The following is a 16,776-nucleotide window of genomic DNA, read 5'->3' on the forward strand; positions in this document are numbered from 1 at the left end:
CAAACTGGAGCGCAGATTCAATGCCCATAAGCGAGTACCCTGTCATCACCAAAGGGGCCGACGCCTCGTTTTCCTTTGTGACAGAAAAGGTTCGTAGAACTTCTTACGCCGAGCGGAAGGAATTGAGATTTGATGCAGTTTCAACATCAAGTACTGTTGAGTTTCTTTGGTTCAAACTATCTAGTAGCTGAATGGGTAACCGTTTCATTGTCATTAGCAAAGTGGGTGTTCGTTAAGTCTTCTGAAACAGTCCAAAGTTTACGCATCGTAGCTGAATGATAAACGTCGGTCTTTGGTTCCTCGATCGTTGGGTTTCCTTTCCTCCCACCTGCGCCATCGGGGCCAATGAGTTCACCACCTTGGAGCGAATCATCAGTTGCTGCCATAATCATCGGCAATGCCCCCATACTTGGCGGTTGGCTAAAGAGTTTAAGAAGTGGTTTGGCAAACCAACGGGTTTCATTTTTTCCAAGTTTAAATAGATTTGTGGAGGATAACCCAGGATGAGCGGCTACGCTAATCGTAGTGTAGCCGTGTGTTTTTAAGCGATCATTAAGTTCTTTTGCAAACAGGAGATTCGCTAACTTACTCTGGCTGTAAAATTTGGAGCTACTGTACCCTGATTCTCCGTCTAAGTTATCAAAATAAATGGTTCCGTAGCGATATGCAATGGAAGTTAACGTGACAATTCGGGATGCTTCTCCTATTTCTAATAAGGGGAGTAATCGTCCGGTAAGTGCGAAGTGACCGAGATGATTACTGGCGAATTGCAATTCAAAGCATCATCTGTAACGGTGTGGGGGGGCATCATGACCCCCGCATTGTTAATGAGCACGTCAATGGCAGAGAAGCTCTCTTGTATTCGACCGACAAACGGGTCAACGGTTTCAAGTTTCGCTAAATCAAGGTAATTTACGTAAACCTGAGCATTTGGGTAATTAGTGAGAATCTCATCTTTAGCTTCTTCACCTTTTGCTACATTTCTTACCGCGAGCACGACGTGACTGCCTAGTTGTGCGAAGTGTTTCGCCGCTTCAAATCCAATGCCACTATTGGAACCGGTGATAATGACCGTTTTATTTTCCATTATATCTCTCCATATTTTGAATTAATGTGAAAAACCATTTTCTAACGTGAGGAAAACATCATCCAAATAATCGTTAAAATGGCTTTCGGTTAGCTGCTCGGGAAGTCTTGTAAAACCTTGCGAATCGGTCGTAGGAATAATTGCAGAAATCACAGCACCCAAGAGAAGTTGATAATAATAATCAGGGTAACGATGACCAAAATGAGTTTTTAGCGCGTCAAAACTATGACGCTGAATTTCAGTGAATGTCCCATAAATATAAAGCATCAATGTTTGATTCGTTCTCCCGAGTTGAACAATTTGATGTTTACGTTCTATATTTTCAAAGACCCTCTGGTTTTTTAACCCGTACTTAATAAGAGATAACGGGGTTTCTTCATTAATGTCGACGCTCATAGACAACAAGTCAATATTTTTGTCGAACATAAAAGCTGCATGAGCAATGGCTTCTTCTTTACAAGAAAAGTAGTTTGAGAAAGTACGGCGGGAGATCGTTGCATCATTGGCAATGTCTTGAATGCCGAAGCCATCGACACCATATTTTTGAGCCAAGTGAAAGGCACAATTAGCAATTGAAGCCCTCGTCGCTTCTTTTTTTCTTTCACGCAAGCTGTGAGTGTCCATCATCATTGCCCCTTCGTCTTTCCTTGTATCGTAAACTAAAATTGCTCAATGTGCAATTTTTCTCATTCGGCAATTTGAAGTATTGAAAATTTCAAACACATAAGACAGTATTCTCTACGTAAATGGATGGATCTACCTATAAGAAGCAGGCATTTAATATTTACATTGAATCCAGAATTCAGTATCCTTGTAATTATATTCGGAAAATTTTCACGGAAAGGAATGAACCAGATGTACGCAACGGTGAATGGAACAAGGCTTTACTTTGATGTTGAAGGTGCAGAGTATGAAGTTCGAGAGGGAAATTTAGTGAAAAAGCCTGTTTGTTTTGTGCTACATGGTGGACCAGGAGGGAATCATATCGGGTTTAAGCCAACATTTCAAGCGCTTACTGATACGATGCAACTCATTTATGTGGACCAGCGTGGGTGTGGATTTTCAGACGATGCGCCCGAGGAGACATTACATATTGATTATAACGTTGAAGATTTGGAAGCATTGCGCGAGCACCTCGGATTGGATCGAGTATGGATTTTAGGCCACTCATATGGGGGATGGTTGCTCAAGGGTATGCACGGAAGTATGGTCAGCGTTTATTAGGATTACTACTCGTCACGACAGCGCCGAATCATCGTTTTCTTGAAGATGCAAAGGAGATTGTGAAAGAAAATGGGACCCCTGAGCAGATTGAGATTTGCGAAAAGCTTTGGAATGGGGACTTTCAAACGGACGAAGAGTTGGATCTGTTTTATGCACAAATGGGGTCTTTCTATTCAGTACGGGAGCAGAAAGAAGGGAAAGCCAAAAGGCCAAAAGTGCGTAGAAATTATCGGGCATTGAACCAAGGGTTTGGCGGTTTTATGCGGGAGATGGATTTTACAGAAAGCAATCGTTCGATCACAGTCCCAACCCTCGTCATCGCCGGTGCTCATGATTGGATCACACCTCCTAAAGCGAATGAAGCCGTAGCTGAATCTATACCTACAGCGACGTATGTGTTATTTGAAAATAGTAGTCATCGAGTGATGTCAGACGAATATGAGCGATTTATGCGTGTAGTGAAAACGTTTGTTCAAACAGCAACTACAGAGGAGAGGTAATCATGAAAAGAAGAACAAGTAAAAGTGCTGTCGCCATTATGCTGGCTGTCGCTTTAGCGGGCTGTAGCGAAGATGTTGACGAACAGGTTGAGGAAACGACTGAGTCAACGGGAGGAGATTCTGAGCTTATTTTTGCAATGTCTAGCGATGCGGTTGACTTGAGTCCGCACGGTTCAAATGATACGGCTTCTACACAAGTACGAAGTCAAATCTATGAAAGTTTAACGATTATGGATGAAAATATGGAAGTCCAACCTCACTTGGCAGAATCTTTCGAGCAAGTGGATGAACTCACTTGGGTTTTTGAGCTTCGAGAAGATATCACGTTCCACGACGGTGAGCCGTTAACAGGAGAATCGGTCAAGCAGTCGCTAGAACGTGTCATTGATCCAGATGTCGCATCACCACGGGCGTTTTTGTTTGACATGATTGATTCAATTGACGTTGAAGGGGAGAATGAAGTAACGATTACAACCTCTTATCCGTTTGCACCATTACCCGCACACTTAGCGCATAATGGAGGCAGTATCATTAGTCCGAAAGCTCTTGATGCAGTAGAAGAGGGGGAGTTTAATCTTGATACGGAGACGGCGGGGACAGGACCTTTTGTATTAGACACATGGAATCAAGGAAATGAAGCCGTTCTCTCTCGAAATACTGAATATTGGGGAGATCCTGTAGCCCTTGATGCTGTTACATTTAAAGTTGTTCCTGAAGAGCTAACGCGAATCGGAATGGTTTCTAACGGAGAAGCACATGTAGCGGATACAATTAGTGCATTAAATACGAGTCAAGTAGAAAGCACGGAAAATGTTGAGCTCGTCAGTGATGCGAGCTTAGGCATGACCTATTTAGGATTTAATAATCAGCATGAGCTGTTTCAAGATGCAGATGTTCGTCGAGCGATCTCTATGGCCATTGATAAGGAAGTAATACTCGGGGGAATTATGCAAGGAAACGGGAAAGTAGCAGATGGACCGATTAGTGATTTAATCTTTGGGTATGACGACAATTTAGAACCGATTGCTTACGATCCAGAAGCGGCTCAGTCACTTTTAGAGGAAATTGGCGAAGACATCAACTTTACTGTTTGGGTCGGCGATGCGGATGAAGTCACCCAGCAAATGGCGGTAATCATTCAGGACCAGTTGTCAGAAGTCGGTGTGGATATGAGCATTGAGTCGATGGAGTGGGGCACATTGCTAGACGGTACGGCGAATGGTACACATGAGGCAATGATTATGTCTTGGACAGCCGTTTCTGGAGATAGTGATAACGGCCTTTATAATCCTTTCCATTCAAGCAACTGGGGTGGTTCAGGCAACAGAACGTACTATGAGAATGCAGACGTTGATGAACTGTTATTTGATGCACGCCAAGAGACCGATGTAGACACTCGCGAAAGTTTGTATCACGAAGCGCAAGCCATCATCGTTGAAGAAGCACCGATGGTAAACCTCGTTCACCAAGACAACATCTACGCGATTTCGGAGAATGTTGAGGGCCTTATTAAAATGCCAGACAACTTGTATCGTTTGTTTGTGACAGAAGTAAATGAAGATGACGCCTATTAGGATGTAAAGAAAAGCAACGTAGTTGTCCCAATACACTACGTTGCTTTTCTTTTTTTAACCGTTTTTCACCATCTTGTACACATGATAAGTCGTTGTAATGATATAAGCGATGGTGAGGAGAAGTGGTAAGATGAACATTAAAAAATTGGATGGGCTCGTAGACGATATGTTCCAGTATAAAAGGATCGCTGGGGCCATGCTAATTCCAAAAACAACTTGTCGTTTATCTTTGCTCACATCGTTTTTAATGAGCATACCGCAGGCAATCGCCGCAAACACAATCATTATAAAGATAAAATGATTCGAAAAAATAAAATCCATGGAAAACACTCCAATCAAAAACAACAAATATTCACAGAATACTCTTACACCATTATTGCACGAAAGAAATGTATCTTTCAATCACGATCGGAGTCCCGTGAACGATAGATTTTTGCAAGGGTGTTCATCAGCCATTTTGGGATTTGAGAAGGAAAGTAAGCTTTCCGGTAATGCTTGTAGTAGCCGGCTTTAAGATCGTCCCACTGTCGACATGGTTTTGGCTTAGAAAAGCGGGCAATATCAATGATACGTACTAAACCGTCGCTCGTAATTCATAGGTTGTGCAAGTGGATATCTGACGGGTAAAATCCTTGTTTGCGTGCGTAGCCTAACGCATCATCCACCTGATTAATTTGATCAGGGGAAATATGAATTCTTTCATGCAAACATTGAAACGCTGTCTTTCCCCTGATGTAGTCGAGAACAATATAATTGGTACCGACTTCATAAAGTGAAGCGTATTGAGGGTGATCCGTAATTTTCATATCGTTCATGTATTCTTGTATAGCGATCGATTCAGAGGAGGATAATATACTTTAATGACTCGATTCTCTTTAAGTACTTTAAAAAGAGCAGCGCTTCTTCCTACACCGCAAATGGACAAGTGAGGGTGTGATGAGTAGACTTCATACGTTCCTTTTACTATCCGAAATGAAACACTGTCAGCATATTGCTTATACATATGTGTCACAGCAGCCACTATCGTTTTTTCGTTCCTTTACGTTTGGCAAGTTCTTTCTTTACAAGTGGAACGACATGTTTTTGGGTTTCTTTAAACCATTCTCTAACTACTTTTGACTTGGGCCGTTTCTTTAGTGTACTCATTGAACATTCTCCTTCAAAGGTGGCAACAAAGGATACAAAAAAACCTTTGCCCACCAAGTTAGATGGACAAAGGTCTCGCAAGTAACAATAGTTGCCAGTAGTGCCGAGGATTTCTCCCGTAATGACGACAGCTACTCGAATGCTACTCCCCTTTGGGAAAATCTCATTTGTTTCATTATAGCTACATATAAACAGCTTACAACGGTTTCCATACCTTTACATCGGTTCTTAACATGATTGTATTATAAGAACTTCATTGTAATGAACAGCCCTTACTCATACAGTTTCGCTGTGCTCGGGCATGTCTTGTCGATGGAGAAGGCATTCAGAAACAATATCGTCTCCAAAAAGATAATACATTCGCTGATGTTCGGTTTCCGTACAGTTACAATCATGTGTAAAGTACTCTTTCGAAAAAAACTGACGAAACTTCTTATTGGTTTGATAAACGATACGCTTCATAATACCACCTCGCAAGTGTTAGTTTATGAGTTTTAATTCTTAAAACTTGCGTATATCATACAACCAGGAAAGATATGAAAGCAACAGTTTTTTTAAAAAATTTCGATGGAATTTCTTACTAAATAATTGAGGAAAGAAACGTCGCCTCGTTGAAAGACTAGCAATGTGAAATATATGGTAAAATCTGTAGTAATCTGTATTCGAATTAGGTGTTGTTTTTTATGGAGAATGTTAATTCATATGAAGAAATGAAAAGAAAAGCAGCCATTCGTACCTTTGTATACACTCCGATTTCTCTGTTAACAGGATTCTTCATTGCACAAGTAATTATAAACGAGCAATTGCCCACATTTATTCAATTCCTCCCGTATATAGTTGGTGCTCTGATTGGTGTCACGTGTAGCTGGGTGTTTAGAAGTGAAGAAAAAATTGTAGAAAAAGAGCGAAGGTATTTAACAAAAAAAGCGAATAAAACGAAAGCAAGAAAACGGATTGAAGCGGTTGTCTTCACAGTTATTAGTCTAATTTTAGTATTTGTAATGACTCATTGGCTGAATTAGTTAGGAGAGATGTGCATGTTTAAAAAAACGCTCTTAATCAGTAGCATGTTCGTACTCGTCGCCTGTACGAACGACCCAGACGACAACCCAGAAGTTGTTGATTCAGCAACATTTCATGGATCCTCGGACCATTGGGAGGTCGATGCTGTGGGGGAGATCTTTGAAGGGGAATCACCTGCGAGTGCGACGAATCTAGACATTGAAGTGACGTACGTAGGCAGCATAGAAACGTTAGAATCTCCAGTCACCATCGTTATTGAGGAAGACCGGCAAAGCGGTTCAGTCAGTCACGATGCTGACATGAACCCAAATGAACCGTGCGAACTAACGATGCCTGCCCCCGACATCATCCAGAATTACCGGCAAGATGTCGGCATCGAAACATATTTGGACATAAGTTGGGAAGAAGAGGGTGAGCAGTTAGAAGAGCGCGTGACATTTGTGTTGGAGGAATGATTATATAGCTTTACGACGTATGAGCATATTGCTCAACTGGTTCATGTAAAGACTGGCTTGTTGTAAAAAGAATGATGACAAGCCATAAAATACACACAAAACACAATATCTAAGTTAGATGTTGTGTTTTTGTGTGACGGTACATATTTGAATGATCTTTAAGGCTAGATAAGTTGAACTAAAGAAATACACTGAATCCGAAAACCGAGACCAGCCTTTACGGGCAAATGCCTACCTATCGTCTGTTGAAGTGCATCTCACTTCGATGTCGATCGTTGTTCGTTACTGCAAAGGTTGTGGGCAACAAGGAAGACGTTTGCTGAATGGTAAAAAGATGTGACCGATGGTCACCACCTGGCGCAAGCGTGTGATTTCCTGGCACTTATGTGACAATCCAGTTCTCAAACCTTGCACTTTTGGCCCTCAACGGTCACATATATTGGGATTTGTGACCGTTGACTCCGTTTATGTGCGCATTCACGTTTAAAATCATGATTTTTCTTTCCCAAGTGTCACAAATATGAACTTATGAGGCATTTGGACTTTTCCACATACCGAAGTGGCGAGGTAATGTCGCCCATATGCTCTGGAGTGCATAGAAAACACGGTGGGCGTACTTTGATCACCGATGTTGCACTTGTAGTCTGAAGTGCATAGAAAACACGGTGGGCGTCTTTTTACCACCGATGTTGCACTTATAGTCTGGAGTGTAAAGAAAACACGGTGGCTGTCATTTGGCCACCGATGTTGCACTTATAGTCTGGACTGCTACCATCCGCCTGCAGTGGAGAGCAACAACAATTTGCCCAATTAGGAAGATGTTAAGTTCATTCTATATAGATCTTAAAATTTAATAATCCTACAAACCGATCTTGTCTTTCACATCTCTTAAAATGGGACCTGTAATGGCTCGTGCTTTTTGGGCCCCTTCTTCCAAAATTTGATCAATCGTCTTCGGTGACGCCATGAATTGTTGGTATTTTCCTCTTGGTTCGGTCAACGCTGTATTCATTACGGTGAACAATTCATTCTTCACCTGTCCCCAGGAAATGCCTCGGATAAACTGCTCTCGCAACTCGTTAATTTGCTCAGGGGTTCCAAATTCTTTATAGAGAGTAAAAAGCACGGAAGCGTTTGGATCCTTAGGTGCATCTGGTGTGGATGAGTCGGTTTTGATCTTGTTAATGAGCTTTTGCAGTACTTTAGGTTCTGCAAACAGCGGAATCGTATTATGATAACTCTTGCTCATTTTCCGTCCATCTAATCCTGGCAAGGTCGCTGTATCTTCATCAATTTTATAGTTTGGAAGCTTGAACGTATCCCCATAGGTTGAATTAAAGCTTTGGGCAATGTCACGAGCAATTTCAATGTGCTGAATTTGGTCTTTGCCTACAGGCACAATCTCTGATTGGAAGGATAGTACATCTGCAGCCATGAGTATTGGATAATTGAATAGACCCATGTTTACATTCAAGTCTTGCTCACTTCCATTCAAGCGGTTTTTGTCGGTAATCGCTTTGTAAGCATGAGCGCGATTCATGAACCCTTTGTGGGTCACGCAGCTTAGAATCCAACTGAGTTCATAAATCTCCGGGACATCTGATTGCTTATAGAAGATGACTTTTTCGGGCTCTAAGCCAAGAGCTAACCAAGTAGCAGCCACCCCATACGATAACGTTTTAGAATCAGCGTGTGTGCGTGGGGTAGTGAGAGCATGATAATCCGCGATAAAGTAGACAGGTTGATAGGCTTGTTCTTGAGCTAGAAGCAATGAGGGTTTAATTGATCCAATGTAATTGCCTACATGTACGTCTCCAGTCGGTTTAATGCCTGTAAGCACCGTTTTCTTCATAGTAGCCTCCCTTTCTTATTTGAAATATAAAAAAGTTCCCCGTCCAAAAAAGGACGAGGAACTCCCGTGGTACCACCTTCATTCGTTTATTTTACAATAAACGCACTTATCCATACAAAGACCACAGGTGGTCTCGATATTTTGTCTCATGTAACGGTAAGACATTCCGCTAAGCCTACTCCGCAGTTCAGCTTAGGAGCTCAGAAGCCCATTCAACATTCACCCTGTACTGATTCGCACCAACCATCAGCTCTCTGCAACATTCGGAATGTTTACTCTTCTTCATCTTTGCTCGTATGATATTATCGCTCATTATAGAAGACGGGTGACAATTAATCAAGGCGGATTGTTGTGTCAGCAGTTAATCAGCACCCTCATTGGGGGCTTTATACGATTACACTTCGAGGGTCATAGCGAAATAACTTCCCCCCACCCATGACACTTGTCATACATGTGCTGTGACAGATGTGCCTTACGCTCCGTTCATTGATTGGATACACTAACGGTAACGTATCCGTTTGGGGTGAATTGATATGAGTAGGGAAAAACAACGGGCTTTGAAGAAAAGTGTTGCACCTTATGCAACGTCCAATACGAAAGCTGGTATTGTACAATTAATCAATACGATCGTTCCGTTTTTTATTACATGGTTTTTGGCGTATCAAAGTTTACAAATTTCTATTTTGCTGAGTTTGTTATTTTCAATTGTTGCGGCAGGATTTGTCGTTCGAATCTTTATTATTTTTCATGATTGTACGCATGCGAGTTTCTTTACGAGTCGGAAGTGGAATCGGATTATCGGGAATGTGTGCGGAGTGCTGACGCATTTTCCATTTGAAAAATGGAAGCATAGCCATGCCATTCATCATGCGACGAGCGGGAATCTTGATAAACGAGGCACCGGTGACATTTGGGTCATGACAGTGGAAGAATACGAATCGGCGTCGAAGTTTGAGCGGCTAAAGTACCGACTGTATCGAAACCCGATCATTTTGTTTGGACTCGGACCTCTCTATTTGTTTCTCGTAGAAAATCGCTTCAATAAAAAAGGAGTTAAACAGAAAGAGCGACTGAATACAGTGCTTACGAATGTGTGCCTCGTCGCTATTTATGTTGGAATGATGGCGCTCATCGGCTGGGAAGCGTTTTTAATCGTTCAACTTCCAATTATGTACGTATCAGGGGCTGCAGGAATTTGGCTTTTTTATGTACAACATCAATTTGAGGATTCTTACTTTGAAAACGATGATGAGTGGGATTTTGTAAAAGCCGCCGTGGATGGTAGCTCTTATTATAAATTGCCGAAAGTCATTCAATGGATGACTGGCAATATTGGGTATCATCATGTTCATCATTTGAGCCCTAAGGTCCCGAATTATCATCTAGAAAAAACCCATAACAATACCCCGCCGTTGCAAACGGCAACGACCATCACATTGAAAAAGAGTCTTGAATCCATTCGGTTTCGACTATATGATGAAAACAATCAAACTTTTGTGAGTTTCAAAGCGTTAAAGCGGGCTCGGCGTCAACGTGCCATGCTACGTGTTCAAACGAACAGTAAGCAAGCAGAACACAGATCGTAAAAAGAAAAGCTCTCCTGTCGAGAGCTTTTTCTGTGTTGCCTACGGTGAAAGGGGTTATTTTCGGTGTATCATTGGTTTCACATTTTTCCAAAGAATACAGGTCTGAGCTTGTTTGCTTGGATTGCCTTTTGTTTGCTACCTTTTTACTTTATTATTCGTTCAGCAACCATTTATGAAATCATTCTTGGTGTTGCCATGATCGTTTTTTTCTTTACCATTTATCGATTGTCCTTCATTAAAAAAGGGTGGACGGTTTATGTCGCGTTAAGCTTGAAATGCTTATTAGTATTGGCATGACGATCTACTTCGGTTACGTGTATTTCGCCTTGTTTATTGCCTTTTTTATTGGTAACTTAAAAAGTAAAGCAGGTTTTATTAGCTTATACGTCGTTCACCTATCCACAACGGTTATTGCCTTTCTTATTGGATTTCTGCTTGAATATGAGGAGTTTATGGCCCAATTGCCGTTCAACGTTTTAAGTATTTTAGGGGTTATTTTGTTGCCGTTTACGATCTATCACCGGAACCGTCGAGAGGAATTGGAAAGTCAACTTAAAGATGCCAATGATCGAATTTCCCAGCTTATGATTATTGAGGAAAGGCAACGGATTGCCCGGGATCTTCACGATACACTCGGACAGAAACTATCATTAATCGGATTGAAAAGTGACCTCGCTATGAAACTATTACCTACTAAACCAGACTTGGTCCACCAAGAAATCGAAGATATTCATCAGACGTCAAGAACGGCATTGAGTGAAGTGAGAGAAATTGTTTCCGACATGAGAACGGCCCGTCTTGAAGATGAGATCGTTCGCGTCCAACAACTGCTGCACTCCAGTCATATCACGTGTGAAATTCACGGGGAACAATCATTCAAACATTTGCCGCTGCTCATTGAAGATGTGTTTTGCATGTGTTTAAAAGAATCGGTAACGAACGTAGTTAAACATAGTCAGTCAAAAACTTGTGAAATTCGCTTAGCGGTACTCGCAAACGAATGGCGAATGGAAGTGCAAGATCACGGTGTAGGGATACAATCTGACAAGCCGTCAGAGCAGGGAAGTGGAATGATCGGCATGAAAGAACGTTTGGATTTTGTAAATGGTGAGTTAGACGTTCACTCAACTAAAGAGGGAACGAGGTTAGTCATTCGAATTCCTCGAATTATTCATCAGGAGGCGGGAGGTTTATTATGATTCAGATTGTGATCGCAGAAGATCAGGGAATGCTGCTCGGGGCACTCGCATCACTACTCGAGTTAGAAGGTGACATGACCGTTGTAGGTAAGGCAAAGACAGGGTTGAAGCGGTTGACCTCGTCAAGGAATTGAAGCCAGACGTTTGCATAATGGATATCGAGATGCCAATGATGACGGGAATAGAAGCGGCCGAGGCGCTCAAAGATGAGCAATGCAAGATTATTATCTTGACGACCTTTGCGAGAACTGGGTACTTCAACTATGCCCGCGCGGCAGGTGTGAGTGGGTATTTGTTAAAAGATAGCCCAAGTGACGAACTGGCGAGAGCAATCAGAACGATTATGAGTGGTCGGAAAGTGTACGCACCGGAACTTATGGATATGATCAATCAAAATGATAACCCGCTTACGGACCGAGAAGGGCAAGTCATTCAACTGATTGCTGAAGGAAAAAGTACGAAAGAAGTCGCCGATCACCTGAAAATCAAAACCGGCACCGTCCGAAATTACGTTTCTGTCATTTACGAAAAGCTAAATGTAAGCAATCGAATTGAAGCCATTTCTCTGTTTAAAGATAGAGGTTGGTTTAAATAACAGTTTACTAGAAGTGGGGATTTCACAGTCCCTCTCATTTTCATTTACAAAATTAAAGGAAGTGTGACGTTTGCAAGCAGAATTAACACGTGACTGTTTTCAGTGCTTTGGCCTATGCTGTGTAGCATTACCTTACCGAAATCTGCAGATTTCCCGACGACAAAGAGAGTGGTGAACCGTGTCGGCATTTGCGAAAGGATTTCTTGTGCAAAGTTCACGATCAATTACGAGAAAGAGGGTTTCACGGGTGCGTTTCTTATGAATGTTTCGGTGCTGGCCAAAAGGTTTCACAACTCATTTATGCCGGCAACGATTGGCGTACTCATCCGAGTACATCTGAAGAAATGTTCCGTGTCTTTCCAGTCGTCCAACAATTGCAAGAGATGATGGTCTATGTAAATCAATGTATGCAACTTGAGGAGACAGCACCGTTTCTCAAACAGCTAGGTGAGCTTTACGACACAATAAGCACGCAAACACATCAATCCCCAGCGGAAATTATGAACACGGATATCGCACACTATCGTACTGAAGTGAGTGGATGGCTAAATCGTTCAAGTGACGCGTATCGTACACAAAAAAAGAAAAGAAACGCACTTCTTCATAAAAAAGGAACCGATTGTATTGAAGCTAATTTCTCCAATCAAGATCTTTCTCATGAAAATTTTCGTGGAAGACTGATGATTGCGGCAAATTTCACGAACAGTGATTTACGCCGGTGCGACTTTCTCGGTGCGGATGTGCGAGGGGCAAAATTTCAGGGAGCGAACTTGAGTGGCGCGCTTTTCCTGACTCAAGCACAGTTGAATTCAGCAAAAGGCGATGCAAACACAATAATTCCAGAACACTTGCAAGTGCCAGACCATTGGTTGACGCACAAAGAACGGCGGTGATCGAAGTGAACCTTCATTATGATACATATCGAAGTGGGGACCGTCTCCCTCTACTCGTCTTTCTTCATGGCGGGGGAGTGAGTGGTTGGATGTGGCAAGAGCAAGTCGAGTATTTCAGAGATTATGAATGCATCGTCCCAGACCTTCTCGGCCATGGACGGAGCAGTAAGAGCCACTTTTCAATACACGATTGTGCAGATGAGCTTTTGGCATTGATTGAACAATATAAAGACGAACGCCAAGTCACCGTTATCGGTTTTTCATTAGGGGCGCAAGTGCTCGTATCAATGCTTAGTAAAAGTGCGTCACTCATTGACCGTGCCGTCATCATCAGTGCGTCGACGAGTGCAATGAAATTTCATAGAGTGGTCGCAACGATGGCAACTTGGAGCTTGCCACTCGCGAGAAACAAGGCCTTTGCGCGCTTGCAGGCAAAACAATTGTACATAAGTGACCAGTATTTCCAAGACTATTATAAAGAAACGATTGCTATGCCAAAAACAATCTTCCATCAAGTGATGACTGAAAATTTATCATTTTCAATACCTGAAGGTTTTGAAGACACAACCTGTAAAATGCTCGTCATTATCGGAGAAAAAGAAAAAGCACTGATGAAAAAATCGATGACCCAGCTAATAGAGTGTAATGACCAGTGCAAAGGGTATGTCATGCCAGATGTAGGTCACGGTGTTCCGTTGCATAGCCCAACGACATTTCATCAGTTGATGGGGAAGTGGATGGAAGAGGAGTAAGTGATATAGACTTGAAAACACACGTTGCAGAGGCAACGTGTGTTTTCGTGATAAGTATTCAATTTAGCCGTCTTATGATATGCTAAAAACATACTCGTTAGTATGTTTTTAGCACACTGAGGAAGGAAACCTTATGAAAACAAACGATAAAGTGGAAACAGCAATTGTGGCGTTACTGCATCATTCCTCAGTTGATCAATTAACGTTTGCAAAAGTTGCTCGTGAAGCCGGGGTACACTGGACGACTGTCAAACGTTACTTTGGGTCAAAAGAAACGATGCACGAGCGAGTTCGTGCAGCTGAAGGTAGTCAACATCTTGGGACAAAGGGAAGGTTACTCGCAGCGGCAAAGCAAGTATTTAAGCAGCGTGGGTATGATAAAGCCACATTGAATGACATCAGTTCCGAAGCCAAGCTTACAAAGGGGGCGATCTATTGGTATTTTGATAGTAAAGATGATGTGTTCCTAGCGTTAATGGATCTCGTCTTAACTGATTTACTTCGTGGAATTCCAGAAATGGTTGAACAAGTTTTTGAGCAGCCAGATCCTGAAAAAGCGCTTAAAGCGATGGTGAAGCATGAGTTTCAACGGTGTGTCGACGATCCTCCAACATTATTGTATGAATTCGTATCTAGACGGCGTGACGAGCGTGTCAAGCAACAACTAGATGGTTCATTCGCAATGCTCTTTACAGGGACCGAAGAAGTTATGCGAGCGTTGCAAAAAAGGGGAAAGGTTTCTGAGCAAGTAGATGCGAGGCAAGCGGCCATTACTTTACATGCCTTGATGAACGGCACGATACTCATGTGGGCCGTTGCGCCTGAATCCGTTTCTTTGTTTGATCTAGCGGATACGGTAGCAACAACGATGGTTAACACGATGATCAAACAATAGGGGGGATAAGATGACTGGAATCATCATCGTACTACTAATTTTTGTCAGTGTTCTAGCACTTGTTCTATTGAATCAATACCAATTCAAAAAAATTGAAAAACGAAATCCCCCAAAAGGAAGGTTTGTAGACGTTGATGGGTTGAAGTTACACTATTTACGTCAAGGAAAGGGGCAACCGGTTGTGTTGTTGCACGGCGGTGTCAATTCTTGTGAAGACTTTACTGAAGTGCTTTACTATCTTTCTAATAAAGAATATGATTGTATATCATTTGACCGGCCTGGCTATGGGCATAGTGACCGACCTAAAAAAGCAATGTCAGCAGACAAGCAAGCGGAACTTATCCATAAAGCATTATATGAGATTGGAATCGTTGAACCTGTAACCATCGTTGGCCATTCTTGGAGCGGCACATTAACGCTCTCTTATGCTCGTCAATTCCCTAAAGATGTGGCGAACATCGTTACTTTAGGGGCTGCCATGTACAAAGAAGGTTATCCTGCAGAACGAGGCGACTTGTTATCAAAGCTCATTATGACCCCATTTTTAGGCACGCTTTTAATGAATACGCTGTTAGCCACACCAGTGGCCAAAAGAATGGGGAAACAAACCGTTAGGGAGACGTTCAAACCAGAAGTTGCGCCGAGTGGGTATGAAGAACTACTCTTGGACTTATGGGGGCGTCCCAAACAGTTTCGGGCGAATCGCGAGGATGTGCTTCTTTTTCCTGAATGTGCTTACGCCAATAGCCATCATTATTGCAAAATTACGACTCCAATCACGATAATTGTTGGTGATAGTGACCCTTTTAACACTGTACAAATGGCTAACCGCCTCTTTAAAGAAATAGAGCATTCTAATCTGTTCATACTCAAAAATGTGGGTCATATGATTCCACAAAAACATCCTCAACAGGTAGCGGATCTGATTGATCGAACGTATTGGCGAAGAGAGGTGAAAGACAAAAGCCTGTCATCCTCCCCTGAAAAAGTCTTCATTACACACCAAAATGATGTATATTAAAGGTGCAGCGTATACGTATAGAAGTCAGTTTCGCGTCTGTAGTTTAATTTTTCGTACAAATGTTGGGCGCGGGTATTGTTAATGGCAGTGCTCAATTCAATGGCGTTAGCACCAGTCTCTTTACCTAATTGTTGTGCTCGTTTCATGAGAGCTTCTCCTACGCCATGTTTCCGAGCGCCTTCTAGTACGTAAAGGTCATTAAGTATCCAGCTTTTTTGCATGGAAATGGAAGAATATGTTGGGTACAGTTGAACAAAACCAACGTCTTCCCCGTCGATTTCAGCGAGAAAGATGGTTGAATCACTATTCTCCAGACGCGCTTGTATGTACTCCGTAGCGCCTGGAAGGTCGCTCGTTTGATGATAAAAGCCCCTGTACAAATCAAATAATGGAGCTACTCGGCTCAGGTCTTCGATCGTTGCTCGTGTAATATGCATCGTGTTGTTTTCCCCTTTTGGTTCAATATAATTTGTCATGGTCGCATGTCAATCCTAATGGAAACGATCAAGATTAAAAGGTTGCCCAGACACTTTTCCAAGCGTTGTGTAAGACATTAGAATTGTGGAGTGATGATGGATGGGAGAATTAAAAGCACATATTCAACAGCTAGAAGAAAGCCATTTATCGTATGAGATTCGCTCTTCTCCTGAACAACTTCGCGGATTGTTATCGAAGGATTTTTTTGAATTTGGAAGTTCCGGAAAGGTTTTCTATACAGAAGATGTCATTCAACCAGGTGTTTTTGAGGAGGTTGATTTAACGATGCATGACTTTTCCATACACCGATTGTCAACGCAATCCGTACTCACAACATATCGAGTGTTTAACAGCCAGACAAAAAGAGAGTCATTAAGAAGCTCGGTGTGGACATTCGAAGAGGGGCGCTGGCAATTGTACTTCCACCAAGGGACGAACATTCCTAAAGCATACGAATAAGCATATGGACAATAAACACTCTCCAGCGGGTAGAGTGT

Annotated in this window: 18 protein-coding genes, 2 pseudogenes and 1 other annotated feature; of the genes and pseudogenes, 13 read left to right on the plus strand and 7 right to left on the minus strand. The window is 42.2% G+C overall.

Annotation, left to right across the window (positions count from 1 at the left end):
• Nucleotides 1-176: 176 nt before the first annotated feature.
• From JCM19039_RS01820 to JCM19039_RS01825, 3 genes are read right to left on the minus strand one after another with little or no spacing between them, the layout of a single operon-like run.
• Nucleotides 177-773: a hypothetical protein gene (locus tag JCM19039_RS01820; protein WP_307190117.1), complete on the minus strand. Its 597-nt coding sequence runs from the start codon at nt 771-773 to the stop codon at nt 177-179.
• Nucleotides 710-1,087, minus strand: a complete 378-nt coding sequence (locus JCM19039_RS27020) for an SDR family NAD(P)-dependent oxidoreductase (RefSeq protein WP_307190118.1) — start codon at nt 1,085-1,087, stop codon at nt 710-712. The genes JCM19039_RS01820 and JCM19039_RS27020 overlap by 64 nt, the downstream gene beginning before the upstream one ends.
• Before the next feature lie 21 nt (nt 1,088-1,108).
• On the minus strand, nt 1,109-1,711 hold the full coding sequence (locus tag JCM19039_RS01825) for a TetR/AcrR family transcriptional regulator (RefSeq protein WP_042423251.1): 603 nt from the start codon (nt 1,709-1,711) through the stop codon (nt 1,109-1,111).
• Nucleotides 1,712-1,942: 231 nt separating this feature from the next.
• On the opposite strand from JCM19039_RS01825, the pseudogene JCM19039_RS21370 reads away from it, so the two are divergent.
• Nucleotides 1,943-2,811 (plus strand): annotated as a pseudogene (locus tag JCM19039_RS21370) (alpha/beta fold hydrolase).
• A gap of 2 nt (nt 2,812-2,813) precedes the next feature.
• Entirely contained in the window at nt 2,814-4,385 is a 1,572-nt protein-coding gene (locus tag JCM19039_RS01835) for a glutathione ABC transporter substrate-binding protein (protein ID WP_042423254.1), read from the plus strand.
• A 54-nt stretch (nt 4,386-4,439) separates the two neighbouring features.
• Here JCM19039_RS01835 and JCM19039_RS01840 read toward each other — a convergent pair whose 3' ends face one another.
• Both JCM19039_RS01840 and JCM19039_RS26205 read right to left on the minus strand, forming a co-directional pair.
• On the minus strand, nt 4,440-4,706 hold the full coding sequence (locus tag JCM19039_RS01840) for a hypothetical protein (RefSeq protein ID WP_042423256.1): 267 nt from the start codon (nt 4,704-4,706) through the stop codon (nt 4,440-4,442).
• A gap of 699 nt (nt 4,707-5,405) precedes the next feature.
• A complete protein-coding gene (locus JCM19039_RS26205) occupies nt 5,406-5,531 on the minus strand; it encodes a hypothetical protein (RefSeq protein ID WP_255343605.1) in 126 nt (41 codons plus the stop codon).
• A gap of 683 nt (nt 5,532-6,214) precedes the next feature.
• Between JCM19039_RS26205 and JCM19039_RS01855 the strand changes: the two genes are divergently transcribed.
• Together JCM19039_RS01855 and JCM19039_RS01860 are read left to right on the plus strand one after the other, a co-directional pair.
• A complete protein-coding gene (locus JCM19039_RS01855) occupies nt 6,215-6,553 on the plus strand; it encodes a chloride channel protein (protein ID WP_042423262.1) in 339 nt (112 codons plus the stop codon).
• Nucleotides 6,554-6,568: 15 nt separating this feature from the next.
• Complete coding sequence (locus JCM19039_RS01860) at nt 6,569-7,009, plus strand: hypothetical protein (RefSeq protein ID WP_042423264.1); 441 nt, start codon at nt 6,569-6,571, stop codon at nt 7,007-7,009.
• 859 nt (nt 7,010-7,868) lie between these two features.
• Here JCM19039_RS01860 and JCM19039_RS01865 read toward each other — a convergent pair.
• Entirely contained in the window at nt 7,869-8,861 is a 993-nt protein-coding gene (locus JCM19039_RS01865) for a tryptophan--tRNA ligase (RefSeq protein ID WP_042423267.1), read from the minus strand.
• A 46-nt stretch (nt 8,862-8,907) separates the two neighbouring features.
• Nucleotides 8,908-9,159, minus strand: a binding site (T-box leader).
• Between the two features lie 235 nt (nt 9,160-9,394).
• Here JCM19039_RS01865 and JCM19039_RS01870 point away from each other — a divergent pair.
• The 8 genes and pseudogenes from JCM19039_RS01870 (at nt 9,395) to JCM19039_RS21380 (ending at nt 15,802) form a co-directional block, all read left to right on the plus strand.
• On the plus strand, nt 9,395-10,447 hold the full coding sequence (locus JCM19039_RS01870; RefSeq protein WP_042423269.1) for a fatty acid desaturase: 1,053 nt from the start codon (nt 9,395-9,397) through the stop codon (nt 10,445-10,447).
• A 63-nt stretch (nt 10,448-10,510) separates the two neighbouring features.
• Entirely contained in the window at nt 10,511-10,744 is a 234-nt protein-coding gene (locus tag JCM19039_RS27025; RefSeq protein ID WP_307190119.1) for a hypothetical protein, read from the plus strand.
• On the plus strand, nt 10,723-11,646 hold the full coding sequence (locus JCM19039_RS01875) for a sensor histidine kinase (protein WP_307190120.1): 924 nt from the start codon (nt 10,723-10,725) through the stop codon (nt 11,644-11,646). Before JCM19039_RS27025 ends, JCM19039_RS01875 begins: the two co-directional genes overlap by 22 nt.
• Nucleotides 11,643-12,241 (plus strand): annotated as a pseudogene (locus tag JCM19039_RS01880) (response regulator transcription factor). Before JCM19039_RS01875 ends, JCM19039_RS01880 begins: the two are co-directional and overlap by 4 nt.
• Before the next feature lie 203 nt (nt 12,242-12,444).
• A complete protein-coding gene (locus JCM19039_RS01885) occupies nt 12,445-13,134 on the plus strand; it encodes a pentapeptide repeat-containing protein (protein ID WP_307190121.1) in 690 nt (229 codons plus the stop codon).
• Nucleotides 13,107-13,886 (plus strand): alpha/beta fold hydrolase, encoded by a 780-nt coding sequence (locus tag JCM19039_RS01890; protein ID WP_238544889.1) that lies wholly within the window; start codon nt 13,107-13,109, stop codon nt 13,884-13,886. Before JCM19039_RS01885 ends, JCM19039_RS01890 begins: the two co-directional genes overlap by 28 nt.
• Nucleotides 13,887-14,019: 133 nt before the next feature.
• Nucleotides 14,020-14,781: a TetR family transcriptional regulator gene (locus JCM19039_RS01895; RefSeq protein ID WP_042423272.1), complete on the plus strand. Its 762-nt coding sequence runs from the start codon at nt 14,020-14,022 to the stop codon at nt 14,779-14,781.
• 10 nt (nt 14,782-14,791) lie between these two features.
• Complete coding sequence (locus JCM19039_RS21380; RefSeq protein ID WP_081834272.1) at nt 14,792-15,802, plus strand: alpha/beta fold hydrolase; 1,011 nt, start codon at nt 14,792-14,794, stop codon at nt 15,800-15,802.
• On the opposite strand, the gene JCM19039_RS01905 is transcribed toward JCM19039_RS21380, so the two are convergent.
• Nucleotides 15,799-16,239: a GNAT family N-acetyltransferase gene (locus JCM19039_RS01905; RefSeq protein WP_042423489.1), complete on the minus strand. Its 441-nt coding sequence runs from the start codon at nt 16,237-16,239 to the stop codon at nt 15,799-15,801. The genes JCM19039_RS21380 and JCM19039_RS01905 overlap by 4 nt on opposite strands.
• Nucleotides 16,240-16,378: 139 nt before the next feature.
• On the opposite strand from JCM19039_RS01905, the gene JCM19039_RS01910 reads away from it, so the two are divergent.
• Nucleotides 16,379-16,738 carry a DUF4440 domain-containing protein gene (locus tag JCM19039_RS01910; protein ID WP_042423273.1) on the plus strand — a complete coding sequence of 120 codons (360 nt, stop codon included), beginning with the start codon at nt 16,379-16,381 and terminating at the stop codon, nt 16,736-16,738.
• Nucleotides 16,739-16,776 lie beyond the last annotated feature (38 nt).

Origin of the sequence: Geomicrobium sp. JCM 19039 (assembly GCF_000698145.1) — a bacterium.
Classification (GTDB): domain Bacteria; phylum Bacillota; class Bacilli; order Bacillales; family Marinococcaceae; genus Geomicrobium_A.